9 protein-coding genes and 1 pseudogene are annotated in these 12,801 nt (G+C 63.5%); 8 read left to right on the plus strand and 2 right to left on the minus strand.

What is annotated here, in order from left to right; translation table 11 throughout:
- Positions 1-93: 93 nt before the first annotated feature.
- Positions 94-1,152: a LacI family DNA-binding transcriptional regulator gene (locus AMK05_RS22490; protein WP_064841531.1), complete on the plus strand. Its 1,059-nt coding sequence runs from the start codon at positions 94-96 to the stop codon at positions 1,150-1,152.
- Positions 1,153-1,224: 72 nt separating this feature from the next.
- On the opposite strand, the pseudogene AMK05_RS22495 reads toward AMK05_RS22490, so the two are convergent.
- Positions 1,225-2,589: pseudogene (locus AMK05_RS22495) on the minus strand (alpha-L-fucosidase); the annotation flags it as partial.
- Positions 2,590-3,597 (minus strand): LacI family DNA-binding transcriptional regulator, encoded by a 1,008-nt coding sequence (locus tag AMK05_RS22500; RefSeq protein ID WP_082935724.1) that lies wholly within the window; start codon positions 3,595-3,597, stop codon positions 2,590-2,592.
- A gap of 187 nt (positions 3,598-3,784) precedes the next feature.
- Here AMK05_RS22500 and AMK05_RS22505 point away from each other — a divergent pair, with 187 nt between their 5' ends.
- The 7 genes from AMK05_RS22505 to AMK05_RS22535 all read left to right on the plus strand — a co-directional run bounded on the left by AMK05_RS22505 (position 3,785) and on the right by AMK05_RS22535 (position 12,801).
- Positions 3,785-5,710 carry an ABC transporter substrate-binding protein gene (locus AMK05_RS22505; protein ID WP_064841533.1) on the plus strand — a complete coding sequence of 642 codons (1,926 nt, stop codon included), beginning with the start codon at positions 3,785-3,787 and terminating at the stop codon, positions 5,708-5,710.
- 106 nt (positions 5,711-5,816) lie between these two features.
- A complete protein-coding gene (locus tag AMK05_RS22510) occupies positions 5,817-6,803 on the plus strand; it encodes an ABC transporter permease (RefSeq protein ID WP_064841534.1) in 987 nt (328 codons plus the stop codon).
- Positions 6,804-6,815: 12 nt separating this feature from the next.
- The gene (locus AMK05_RS22515) at positions 6,816-7,949 is read left to right on the plus strand and encodes an ABC transporter permease (RefSeq protein ID WP_064841535.1); all 1,134 of its coding nucleotides are present in this window, start codon (positions 6,816-6,818) and stop codon (positions 7,947-7,949) included.
- A complete protein-coding gene (locus tag AMK05_RS22520; protein ID WP_039752298.1) occupies positions 7,939-8,988 on the plus strand; it encodes an ABC transporter ATP-binding protein in 1,050 nt (349 codons plus the stop codon). The genes AMK05_RS22515 and AMK05_RS22520 overlap by 11 nt, the downstream gene beginning before the upstream one ends.
- Positions 8,988-10,046: an ABC transporter ATP-binding protein gene (locus AMK05_RS22525; protein ID WP_171899843.1), complete on the plus strand. Its 1,059-nt coding sequence runs from the start codon at positions 8,988-8,990 to the stop codon at positions 10,044-10,046. Before AMK05_RS22520 ends, AMK05_RS22525 begins: the two co-directional genes overlap by 1 nt.
- Positions 10,046-10,879, plus strand: a complete 834-nt coding sequence (locus AMK05_RS22530; RefSeq protein WP_064841537.1) for a 5-deoxy-glucuronate isomerase — start codon at positions 10,046-10,048, stop codon at positions 10,877-10,879. The genes AMK05_RS22525 and AMK05_RS22530 overlap by 1 nt, the downstream gene beginning before the upstream one ends.
- Before the next feature lie 53 nt (positions 10,880-10,932).
- Entirely contained in the window at positions 10,933-12,801 is a 1,869-nt protein-coding gene (locus AMK05_RS22535) for a GH39 family glycosyl hydrolase (RefSeq protein WP_064841538.1), read from the plus strand.

Below are 12,801 nucleotides of genomic sequence, written 5' to 3' on the forward strand. Positions count from 1 at the left end.
ATAGAAATTTCATCGCCAGTCTGCCATGGTGGTTCCCCGGGCAATTGTTGGCGGCCCGCAGCCGCAAGCCAGAGAACCCAAGCCAGAGAGTCCATGCCAGTCGAAGACAAACAGAAGCCGCAGCGAAACGATCGCGTGACGATCCGGACGGTGGCAACGCATGCAGGCGTCTCGGTCGCGGCGGTTTCCAAGGTGATGCGAAACGCCTACGGCGTCAGCGAGGCGCTGCGCGCCAGGGTGACGGATGCCATCGAGGCGCTCGGCTATCGCCCCTCGCGGGCAGCAAGGGGCCTGCGCGGCCGCAGTTTCACCATCGGCGTGCTGTTGATCGACATCCGCAATCCCTTCCTTCCCGAGGTGATTGCCGGCGTCAACGGCGTGCTGGCGCCTTCGCATTATCAGGCGATGATCGGCGTCAGCGATGCGCGCGTGCAGTTGGAAACGTCACTGATCGAGTCGATGATCGACTACAAGATGGACGGGCTCGTTCTCGTGGCGCCGCGCCTGCCCTCGGAAATCCTCGCCAAATTCGCGGCGCAGATCCCGATCGTCGCGGTCGGCTACCACGATGCCGGCGCGACGGCCTTCGATACCGTCAATGCCGACGATCAGCGCGGCGCGGAGATCGCGGTGGAAGCGCTGCTTGCCTGCGGCTATCGCGACATCGAAATGCTCAGTCTCGGTGAGCGCGAAGGGCATGCGGTGTCCGTCGTGCGCCAGCGTGAGATCGGCTTCCGCCGGGCGATGCAGCGCGGCGGGCTCGGCCCCTCCGCGCCGATCGGCAAAATTCCGATCGCCCCGCCAAAGCGGGAAGCCGCGATGCGAAAATTCCTCGCGAGAAAGGACAGGCCGCGCGCCGTGTTCTGCTGGAGCGATCTCGACGCCATCACGCTTCTGAGCCTGGCGATGGAAATGGGCGTGCGGGTGCCCGAGGACCTCGCCGTCGTCGGATATGACAACTCGTCGACTGCAGCCCTCGGCCTCGTCAATCTGGCAAGCATCGATCAGTCGGGCAGGGAGCTTGGCCAGGTCGCGACCCGGACCCTCATTTCCAGAATAGAAGGCCGCACCGCCTCCGAGCATATTCTCCAGATACCGTCGCTCGTCAGCCGCAACAGTCTGAGCGAGTCGGACGACACGAAGCAGGGCTGAGGTCGGTGGCCAGGCCGACCGAGCCGTTCTGCTGAGCGGGCACCATGTCGTGTCCGCTCAAAGCACTGCGCCCTAGTTCCGAACGCCGCCCGCACTCCCCGCCTTGAGCTTGACCTCGATGACCGGGACGACCACCTTGGGGCGGCGCACCGGCAGGACGAAGGTCAATTCGTCGTCGGCGACGGGGAACTGGGTGTTCGTCCAGAGCGTATTGGCGGACGGGCGCAGCCAGGTGACTTCGCTGGCATCATGCAGGAACTGAGCGTATTCGATCTTTCCGGCCAGCGCATCGAAATGCAGATGCTTATAGGGCCAGTTGAACAGGTGGATATAGAGCCGGTCGCCGTTCTGGGTCAGGCGGCAATCGGGCGGGGCGGTGAAGTCGGACTGGGTGCAGCCGACGATGCTGCGCTCATGCAGCGCCATCCACTCCTCATAGGCGGCGAGCGCCGATATCGCCCGGTCATCGAGCGTGCCGCGCGCCGTCGGCCCGACATTCATCAAGAGATTGCCGCCGATCGCGACGGTGCCGACCAGCATCTGCACCAGCTGCTCCGTGCTTTTCCAGGTGTCCTCGTCGCGGTGATAGCCCCAGGAACCGCTGAGCGTCTGGCAGGCTTCCCAGACGACGCGCCGGCCGTCGCGTTTCGGCCAGGCGCGCGGCATGTATTGCTCCGGCGTGACGATGTCGGGCTGCAGACCGGCGAGGTCGAGCCGGTTGTTGATGATGATATCGGGGGCAAGCTCGCGCACCAGGCGCACGAGTTTTTCGCTTTCCCAATCCCGATGGCCCTTTCCGACAAGCTCCCCGAGCTTCCACTGCGGATAGCTGAAATCGAACCACAGGATGTCGATCCGGCCGAATTCGGTCAGCAGCTCGCGCACCTGCTCGCGCATGAAGGCGGCATAGCGCTGCATATCCCGGCCTTCGTTGAGTTTCGCTGCATCGGGATGATTGCGCTGCGGGTGGCGCGGATCGACGGTGAAGTCGGGGTGATGCCAATCGATCAGCGAATAGTAGAAGCCGATCCGCAGGCCCTCGGCGCGGAAGGCGTCGACGAAGGGGCGCAGCAGATCCTTGCCATAGGGCGTGTTGGTCACCTTGAAGTCGGTGGCCTTGGTGTCCCAGAGGCAGAAGCCTTCATGGTGCTTGGTCGTCAACACCACATATTTCATGCCCGCGGCCTTGGCGCGCCTCGCCCATTCACGGGGATCGTAGAGATCGGGGTCGAAATGATCGAAATATTTCTGATAGTCGGCGTCATCAAGCTCTTCGCGGCTTTTGACCCATTCATGCCGCGCCGGCAGGGCATAGAGCCCCCAGTGCACGAACATGCCGAACCGGTCGTGAACGAACCAGGCTTTCTTCTCTTCGGGCAGGGCCAATGACTGCAGATTGCCGGCATCCATGGGATATTCCTCCTGTTGATCGTCGGATCATGTCGTTTCGCGGACGATGAGTTCGGGCACGATGACGATGCCATGCTGACGGTTCTTGGTGGCAATGCGGCTGAGCAGCAGGCGCACGGCTTCCTCTCCCATCTCCCGTTTCTGCACCCGCAGGGTGGTGAGCGCCGGAGACAGAAGTTCGGCCGTCGGGATGTCGTCGAAACCGATGAGGGCGATCTGCGCGGGGATCGCAATGCCGGCCGCCCGGCAGGCCTTCATGGCGCCGATCGCATTGAGGTCGTTGTAGCAGATGAGGGCATCGATATCGGGCGTTTCCGCCAGCAATTGCGCCGCCGCCGTCTGGCCGCCGGCAGCGGTGGGGTCGCAGTAGACGATGCCATGCGCCTTCAGCCCATGGGCTGTCAGCGTCTTGCGGAAGCCGACGAGGCGGCTCTTGCCACCGAAGGAGCTGCGCGGCCCGGCAATGATCGCGATATTGCGGCGGCCGCGTTCGACCAGATGGTCGATCGCCCGCGACGCGCCGGTCTCGTAGTCCGTGACGATGGTTCCGGCGATCTCGTTCGGAGCCTCGCGGTTGATGAGCACGACGGCGCGGTGCGGCGCCAGAGCCCTATGAAGCGCGGCATCCGGCAGCCGGGCGCTGCAGACGATGATCCCGTCGACGCGATGCCTGAGCAGCGCTTCGATGAGCTCCTCTTCCCGCTTGCTGTTTTCGACGACGTTGGACAGCAGCAGGTTGTAGCCGGCCGCACTCGCCGCATCCTCGGCGCCCCGGATGACCTCGGGAAAGAACGGGTTGGTGATGTCGGGCACAAGAAGGCCGATGGTCTTCGATCGGTCGGACCGCAATCCGCGCGCAAAAGGATTGGGACGATAATTGAGTTCGTTCGCCGCAGCGAGAATGCGCTGACTGGTTTCGGCGCTGGCGCCGCCCCGGCCGTTGAGCACGCGCGAGACCGTCATCGGCGACACGCCTGCGGCATGGGCGACATCGGCGATGGTTATTTTGGAATCTGGTTCTTTGGGGTCGCTCAAGGGCTGTCTCTGAGAGGGCAAGAAGTTACGATAACGATAACTAACATAGTTTCGGCGAAAGCCAAGTCTTTGCGGGGTTTCTTCATGCCGATGCGAATCTTTTTGACAAGATTGAACGATAACGTTAACGTTCGGAATTGAGGAGACTACGTTAACGATAACGTAATTAGAGCATAGGGAGGAGAGAATGCAGCACGTCAGGATTCTACGACGGCAGGTTGTTTCCACAGTTGCCGCGGCCATCTTCATCGGGGCCGGCTGGGCCGGCGCCGCGCTCGGTTTTCAGGAGGCGCCCGAACTCACGGCGCTGGTCGATGCCGGCAAGCTGCCGCCGGTGGACAAGCGGCTGCCCAAGGAGCCACTGGTGCTCACGCCACTTGAATCGGTCGGCACCTATGGCGGCACTTGGCGCACCGCCACCTTCGGCGGCGGCGACAGCGAGATCGAGCGTTCGATCGGCTATACGAGGCTCGTCCGCTGGAATCCGGAATGGACCGAGGTGATCCCCGACATCGCCAGGAGTGTCGAGGTCAACGACAATGCCACCGAATATACCTTCACGCTGCGGGAAGGCACGCGTTGGTCGGACGGCGAGCCCTTCACCGCCGGCGACCTGGTGTGGTGGAACGAGAATGTGCTGCGCAACACCAAGATAACCCCTGCTACGCCCGACTGGCTGACCGCGGGCGGAGCGACCGTCAAGGTCGAAAAGCTAGCCGACGACAAGGTCGTCTTCAAATTTGCCGCGCCGAACGGCCTGTTCCTGATGAACATGGCGACCGTGCGCGGCTCCGATATCCTGGCGGCGGCACCCGCGCACTACCTCAAACAGTTTCACAAGGATTTCAATCCCGACGGCATCGACGCCCTGGTGAAGGCGGCCGGCGCGACCGATTGGGTCCAGCTCTTCAACAACAAGATCGGCTTTCCCGGCCGCTGGCGCGATCTCGGCCGGCCGACGCTCGATGCCTGGGTGCTGACCGCGCCCTATAACGGCACGACCCAGGTCGTCGCCGAACGCAATCCCTACTATGCCAAGGTGGATACCGCGGGAAATCAGCTGCCTTACTTCGATCGCATCACCATCGACGTGATGCAGGATACGCAGGCGATCATCCTGAAGGCGATCAGCGGCGAAATCGACATGCAGAACCGCTTCATCGAGACGACGGACGCCCGCACCGTCATCGTGCAGAATCAGGAGAAGGCCGGTTACGGCCTGTTCATTGCCCGGCCGGCTTGGTCGAACGCGCTGCTGATCACCCTGAACCAGACCCACAAGAACCCGGCCTTGCGGGCGGTCTTCTCCAACAAGGATTTCCGCATCGGGCTCAGCTACGCCATCAACCGCGAGGAGCTCAACCAGCTGATCTATGCCGGGCAAGCCAAGCCCTATCAGGCGGCACCCCGCGAAGGCACCGCGCTCTACGACGAGAAGATGGCGACGCAGTATCTCGAATATAATGTCGACCTCGCCAATCAATATCTCGACAAGGCGGGTCTGACCAAAAAGGACGCCGAGGGTTTTCGCCTCGGTCAGGACGGCAAGCGCATCACTTTCGCGATCGATGCGCTGACTGGCAGCCCGATCCAGGTCGACGCGCTGGAAATGATCCAGCGCTATTGGCGGGCGGTCGGCATCGACATGCAGCCCCGCCCGGCTGAACGTTCGCTGATCTTCTCCCGCCTGCAGAACAACGACAATGACGGCCTGGGATGGGTCGGCGGCGGCGGCTACGACTTCCTCGGCCTGCTCGATCCCAAATGGTATTTCCCGCACGAATACGAGTCGAGCTTCGCGACGGCATGGGGTCTCTATTACCAGAACCCCAAGGATCCGAATGCTCAGGAACCGAGCCCGGCCGCCAAGAAGCAGATGGATCTCTACCGGCAGGTGCAGGAAGCCCCGACGTTGGAAAAACAGCTTGAAGCCATGAAGGAACTGCTGGCGATCACCCGAGACGAATTCTACGTCATCGGCACCAATCTCGAGCCGGATCGCGTCGGCATCGTCAAGACCAATATGCACAACGTTCCGAAGGTCATCCCCAGCACGTCCTTCTATATGACGCCGGGACCAGCGAAGCCCGAGACCTTCTACTACCAGCAGTAAAGACACTCCGATCGGCGGAATGGCGTCCCTCGGCGCCATTCCCAAAGCACAGCCTCGCCCCATCACCCAATGCGATCGGCGACTTGCCGGTCGAAGGAGCTTGAACATGGCCGGCTTCATCATCAGACGTCTGCTCTACATGATCCCGATGATGTTCGCGATCTCGGTCGTGACCTTCATCATCATCCAGCTGCCGCCGGGCGATTTCCTGACCGCGATGACGGCGCGTCTTGCTTCGCAGAACGAGACCATCGATCCCGGCGTCATCGCCGGCCTGCGCGAGCGCTACGGCCTCGATCAGCCCTGGGCGGTGCAATATTGGAAATGGATCAGCGGCATCCTGCTGCGCGGCGATTTCGGCCAGTCCCTCGATTGGAACAAGCCGGTCAGCGAGCTGATCTGGGCGCGCATGGGCCTGACCATGGTGGTCTCGGTCACCACACTGCTCTTCGTCTGGGCGGTGGCCTTTCCGATCGGCATCTATTCGGCGGTGCGGCAATATTCGGTCGGCGATTATTTCGCCACCTTCTTCGGCTTTCTCGGGCTTGCCATTCCGAACTTCCTGCTGGCGCTGGTGCTGATGTTCGTGTCCGCGCAGTATTTCGGCCAAAGCGTCGGCGGCCTGTTTTCGCCCCTCTATATCAACGCCGCCTGGAGCTGGGCCAAGCTCGGCGATCTCATTTCGCACATGTGGATCCCGGTCGTCGTGCTCGGCACCGGTGCGACGGCGGCGCTGATCCGCATCATGCGCGCCAATCTGCTCGACGAACTCAACAAACCCTATGTCGACATGGCGCGGGCCCGGGGCCTGAGCGAAATCCGGCTGCTGCTGAAATATCCGGTGCGCGTCGCGCTCAACCCCTTCGTCTCGACGGTCGGCTGGGTGCTGCCGCACCTCGTCTCGGGTTCGGTGGTGGTCTCCATCGTCCTCAGCCTGCCGATCACAGGACCGCTGCTGCTCAACGCCCTGTTTGCCCAGGACATGTATCTCGCCGGCACCTTCATCCTGCTGATGAGCATGCTGACGCTGATCGGCACGCTGATCTCCGATCTGCTGCTCGCCTGGCTCGATCCCCGCATCCGCAACGGCTGAAGGAGGACAGATATGACCGATCACGCTATCGCGCTGGTGCCTGAAGCCGTTCGCAATTCCGATGCGGTCGCCGGCCAGTGGAAACTGATCTGGCGCCGCTTCCGCCGCCACCGGCTGGCGCTTGGGGCGGGCGTCGTCATCCTGCTGATTTACCTGGTCGCCCTGTTTGCCGAGGTCATCGCTCCGGTTTCATCGCAGACCTACGATTCCCGCTACACCTACGCGCCGCCCCAGCGGCTCAAAGTCGCCGGCTACGACGCAGCGGGGCAGTTTCATCCGCTCTATGTCAACGGCTATTCGATGAAGGTCGATCCGATCGCGCTCAGCCGCACCTATTTGCCTGATCCCGCCGTCGTCATTCCCGTCGGGTTCTTCGTCAAAGGCGAGCCCTATCGGTTCTGGGGACTGTTCGATTTCGACCGTCACCTGATCGGCCCGGTCGAAGCGGGCAAACCCTTCTACCTCTTCGGCGCCGATCGCCTCGGCCGCGACGTCTTCAGCCGAACAGTGCACGGCACGCGTGTCTCAATGTCCGTCGGGCTGATCGGTGTGGCGATCAGCCTCCTCCTCGGGATCATCCTCGGCGGCATCTCCGGTCTTTACGGCGGTTGGGTGGACGATGTCATCCAGCGTTCGATCGAGCTCATCAACTCGATCCCGACCATCCCGCTATGGATGGGCCTTGCGGCTGCCGTTCCGATCAGCGCCGATCCGATCCTCGTCTATCTCTGGATCACGATCATCCTGTCGCTGATCGGCTGGACCGATCTGGCGCGCGTGGTGCGCGGACGCTTCCTGTCGCTGAAGACCGAGGACTTCGTCATCGCCGCCCATCTCGATGGCTGTTCGCGGATGCGCATCATCTGGCGGCACATGGTGCCGTCCTTCATGAGCCACATCATCGCCTCGGTCACGCTCGCCATTCCGACGATGATTCTCGCCGAAACCGCGCTCTCCTTCCTCGGCATTGGCCTGCGGCCGCCGGTGGTCAGCTGGGGCGTGCTGCTCCAGGAGGCCCAGAACATTCTCGCGGTCTCGAGCGCGCCCTGGCTGTTTCTTCCGGGCCTGGCGGTGATCGTCACGGTGCTCGCCCTCAATTTCCTTGGTGATGGACTACGCGATGCTGCAGATCCCTATGAATACTGACGTCAATTTCGCTGCTGGCGGCGGCCGGAGCCCGCATCGCGACGCGCTGATCGAGGTCGATGGCCTCAGGACCCATTTCTTCGGCGGCGCGGGCACGGTGAGGGCGGTCGATGGCGTCTCCTTTTCCATCCCGCGCGGCAAGACGGTTTGCGTTGTCGGTGAATCCGGGTCGGGCAAGAGCATCACCGGTCGCTCGATTCTCAACCAGGTGCCGCGCGGCGGGCGGATCGTGTCGGGCGCGATTCGCTATCGGCCCGATCCGGCCGCACCCGCCATCGATCTCGCGGCGCTCGATCCGCGCGGCCGCGACATGCGGGCGATCCGCGGCGCCCAGATCGGCCTGATCAGCCAGGAGCCGATGGCGGCGCTCTCACCCGTCCATACGATCGGCAACCAGATGGTGGAGGTGATCCGCCTGCATCTCAAGATGGGCCGCAAGGAAGCGCGCGAACATGCCATCGAGACCCTGGCTCTCGTCGGTATTCCCAGGCCGGCCGAGCGCATGGAAAGTTATGCCTTCCAGTTTTCCGGCGGCATGCGTCAGCGCGTCTGCATCGCGCTGGCGCTCGCCTGCCGTCCGAAACTGCTGATCGCCGACGAACCGACCACGGCGCTCGATGTGACCACTCAGGCCAATATCCTCGATCTCCTCGCCTCGCTGCAGGCAGAGTTCGGGCTCTCGGTGCTGTTCGTCACCCATGATCTCGGCGTGGTGGCCGAGATCGCCGACGAGGTCGTCGTCATGTATGTCGGCCGGGTGGTGGAAGCGGGTGATGTCGACACGATCTTCCACGCGCCCGTTCATCCCTACACCAAGGCCCTGCTGCAATCGGTGCCGCGCATGCACGGGCAGCCGAGCGAACGGCTCGCCACCATCGATGGCATGGTGCCCTCGCGTTTCGAGCGGCCGAAGGGCTGCAGCTTTCATCCCCGGTGCAGAGAGGCGAGGGCAGGGCTCTGCGATCAAGAAGATCCTGGGTCCGCTGTTATCGGCGACGGGCACGTCGCCAGCTGCCTGCTTTACGAAGGAAGACAATGATGGCCGATCCCATGACGCAGCCAAGCCCGCTGCTGGAACTCAACGATCTCAAAATGCACTTCCCCATCCGCAAGGGCGCGTTCCGACGGGTCGTCGGGCATGTCAAGGCGGTCGACGGCGTTTCGCTTCGCGTCGAGGACGGCGAGACGCTCGGCATTGTCGGCGAATCCGGCTGCGGCAAGTCGACGCTCGCCCGCACGGTGCTGCGCATCTACCAGCCGACGAGCGGCGAGATCCGCTACCGCGACCGGAGCGGCGGCACGGTCGACCTCGCGGCCCTCTCAGGCCCCGCCCTCAAGGAAATCCATCGCGACCTGCGCATCGTCTTTCAGGACCCGCAATCCTCGCTCAATCCGCGCCTTCCCGTCATCGACATCATCGGCGAAGTGCTTGGTGTCAACGGCATCGCCAAGGGCCGGGAACTGGAGCACCGGGTCGCCGAGCTCATGCAGAGTGTGGGCCTGCGGCCCGAATATATGCGCCGTTATCCGCATGCCTTCTCCGGCGGCGAACGCCAGCGCATCGGGATTGCCCGGGCGCTGGCGTCCAACCCGCGGCTCGTCATCGCCGACGAGGCCGTCTCGGCGCTCGATGTCAGCGTGCAGGCCCAGACCATCAACCTCTTGCAGGATCTGCAGGAACAATTCGGCCTAACCTATCTCTTCGTCGCCCACGATCTTTCGGTTGTTCGGCACATCTCGGATAACATTGCCGTCATGTATGTCGGCCGGGTGGTCGAAAAGGCGCCGACGGAGCAGATCTTTTCGCGCCCGCTCCATCCCTACACCGAGGCGCTGCTGTCGGCCGTGCCCATCGCCGATCCCAGGCTGCGCCGCCACGGCAAGCGCATCCGGTTGGGTGGCGAGGTCGCCGACCCCGCGCATCCGCCGCCCGGCTGCGCATTTCATCCGCGCTGCCGCTACGCCACCGAGCTTTGCAGCCAGGAGGTGCCGGCCCTGCGCACCGTCACGGCTGATGGCCACGCGGCGGCCTGCCATTATGCCGAATCCCTGACCCTCAATCCTTTTGCCGACCGTACCGTTGCGGAGTTCAATTGATGCCCGAATTCATTCCCCGCTCCGAGCAGCGTCCCATCGTGGATACCTCCTCCAGGACGCTCGATCTCATTTACTTCGACCTCGTCACGCTTCCGGCCGACGGCCGGGACACGCGGCGGCTGCCCTTGCACGAAAGCCTCTACGTCGTGCTGTCGGGGCAGGTGGATATTGCGGTGGATGAGGTCCCGTTCGAAGCGGTGGGCCGGCGGGCCGATATCTGGGGAGGCAATGCGGATTCGGTTTACGCGCCGGTCGACGCCGATGTCCGGATATCGGCCCGTGGCGGTCCGGCGGAAGTCGCCATCGCCGGCGGCCTGTGCGACACGCGATATGCGCCGTTCCGGGTGACCCCCGACGAGGTCGATGCGGTCAATGTCGGCTCGCCGGATACGCATAGCCAGCGGCGGATCGCCCACCTGCTCGGCCAGCGGCAGAACGGGCGCTGCGGCAATCTGCTGGTGAGCGAGCTCTATGCCGGCGAAGGCTGCTGGTCGGGCTATCCTCCCCATAAGCACGATACGGAAGACGGCGATGCCGAGACGTTGCACGAGGAGCTCTATCACTATCGTTTCCAGCCCGAGACGGGCTTCGGCAGCCAGATCACCTATGACGACAACGGCCCGGTCAAGATCCTGATGACCCGCAACGGCGATACTGTCCTGGTCGATCGGGGTTACCATCCGACCGTCACCTCGCCTGGCCACCGCGGTTACATCTTCACCATCCTCGTTGGCAAGCATCGCCGGGGCCTGATCCAGCGCTTTGATCCGGCGCATCAGCATCTGACCAAAACCATCCCCGGCATCGATGCGATGCGCGAAAAGTTCAGATAGCCTGCGCCGGCTCGGTCGGCATCGCCAGATTTCCGTCTTGGGAGAGATGAACCATGCGTGAGCGTACGCGAATAAACGTTGATGCCGGCCAAGCCGTGCGCCCTTTCAACCGGTTCTGGCGCGGCACCGGCTTTTCGCCCGCCGAGCTGCTGCTCGAACCCGAAATGCGCCAGATGCTCGCCTATATGGGCGGCCTGCCGAACGAGGGCATCCGGTTCCTGCGCGTCCATTATCTCTACAATCTGCTGCGCTCGACCGGTGGTCTTGGCGGCTACGACTGGTCACTGCTCGACCGGGCGCTCGACGTAATGATCGAGCACCGCCTGAAGCCCTTCTTCGAGCTGATGGGCAATCCCTCGGGCCTCTTCACTGACTATGAGGACATGGATCAGGTCAGGCGCTGGCGGGACCTGGTGACGGCAACGGCCGATCGCTACGGCGCGCGCTGCGGCATGGACGAATTGCGGACATGGTGCTTCGAAACGACGAACGAGGCCGATTCCGGCTGGTGGACCTATGGCATAAAGGGCTACACCAACTATTACGACGCCTGCGTCGCAGGGCTCGATGCGGTCGATCCCAGCCTGCCGATGGGCGGCCCCGGCACCGCCCGTACGCTCTCGCCGATCTTTCGCGCCCTGATCGCCCATTGCGACAGCGGCACGAGCTGCCTGACTGGCGAGGGCCCGCCACGCCTCGACTACATCTCGATCCACGAAAAGGGCGTCAACGGCAGCAAGGACGACCTCACCCCGAAAACCAGCGCCATCGTCGACCGCACGCTGCTCGTCGTCGATTATCTCAAGGAGCATCATCCGCGGCTGGTGGGTCTGCCGATCATAAACGACGAATGCGACCCGCAGCTCGGTTGGAGCGATCATCACAGCTGGCACGGCAAGGCCTACTACGCCGGCATCATCGCCCGTATCATCGAGCAGCACGACCGGCGCATCATCGCGCCGAAGGCGGCGAATTTCACCTTCCTCAGCAATGACCACGCCTTTATCGGCGGCTGGAGCCAGCGCACGATCTTCGCCTATTTCGGCTCGCGCAATTTCACCAAGGCGCAGTGGGAGCACAAGACCGATCTGGACCGGCTGGTGACCGACATCGACAGGGCGCCGCCCTTCGACATCATCAAGAAGCCTGGTCTCACATCGATGGAGCTGCTGGCGACGCTCGGTGACACCGTCTGCAAGGTGACGGCCGAGCCGCCGCTCGCGCCCGATCAGGATGGCTTGGCGATCCTGCCGACACGGTTGCCGGGCGGCGGCGTTTCGATCAGCCTCATCCACAGCGTCGATGCCATCAACCGCTCGGGCCGGACCGCCGTGCGGCTTGAGGTCGGCGGGCTTGCTCCCGGCCGCCATGCGCTGTGCCTGCTGCGCATCGATGAGGAATTCACCAATCCGATGGAGGTCTGGGAGGCCCAGCGCGACGAAAGCAATCCGCGCGGGCCTTTCGAGCCGGTCGGCGCGCCGCCCGTGCCTGATGAAGCGCAGTTTGCCGAATTGCGCCGCGCGCAAGAGCCTGCCCTGCTGCATCCGATCAGCGTCGTCGAATGCGACGAGGGCCGGATCAGCGTCGATCTCGACGTGCCGTTGCCGTCGCTGACGCAGGTGCTCGTCGTCCCCGACACCGGCGCGCGCCCGGCCGCACCCACCGGCCTCGTCGTCGAACGTTACCTCGGTCTTGGCGGCCGGGAAGAGCGGATGCTGTTCTGGGCGGCCGGCGACGGCAGTCCCGCCATCTTCTACGATGTCTTCACCAGCACCGACGGCAAGACCTTTGAAAAGGTCAGTCCGGTGCCGCTGATCTCGACGGCATTCCTGCACATGTCGCCGCCGGAGGGCGCGCAGTATGCGGTGCGCGCCCGCGATGCCTTCGGCCGCGGGAGCGAGCTCTGTGTTTCCAGCCGATGA

The organism is Rhizobium sp. N324, from assembly GCF_001664485.1.
Classification (GTDB): Bacteria; Pseudomonadota; Alphaproteobacteria; order Rhizobiales; family Rhizobiaceae; genus Rhizobium.

What these genes read in the sequence shown, in the direction of transcription:
- AMK05_RS22490 (WP_064841531.1), top strand. Translation starts at nt 94, where the DNA reads ATGCCAGTCGAAGACAAACAGAAGCCGCAGCGAAACGATCGCGTGACG.
- AMK05_RS22505 (WP_064841533.1), top strand. Translation starts at nt 3,785, where the DNA reads ATGCAGCACGTCAGGATTCTACGACGGCAGGTTGTTTCCACAGTTGCC.
- AMK05_RS22510 (WP_064841534.1), top strand. Translation starts at nt 5,817, where the DNA reads ATGGCCGGCTTCATCATCAGACGTCTGCTCTACATGATCCCGATGATG.
- AMK05_RS22515 (WP_064841535.1), top strand. Translation starts at nt 6,816, where the DNA reads ATGACCGATCACGCTATCGCGCTGGTGCCTGAAGCCGTTCGCAATTCC.
- AMK05_RS22520 (WP_039752298.1), top strand. Translation starts at nt 7,939, where the DNA reads ATGAATACTGACGTCAATTTCGCTGCTGGCGGCGGCCGGAGCCCGCAT.
- AMK05_RS22525 (WP_171899843.1), top strand. Translation starts at nt 8,988, where the DNA reads ATGGCCGATCCCATGACGCAGCCAAGCCCGCTGCTGGAACTCAACGAT.
- AMK05_RS22530 (WP_064841537.1), top strand. Translation starts at nt 10,046, where the DNA reads ATGCCCGAATTCATTCCCCGCTCCGAGCAGCGTCCCATCGTGGATACC.
- AMK05_RS22535 (WP_064841538.1), top strand. Translation starts at nt 10,933, where the DNA reads ATGCGTGAGCGTACGCGAATAAACGTTGATGCCGGCCAAGCCGTGCGC.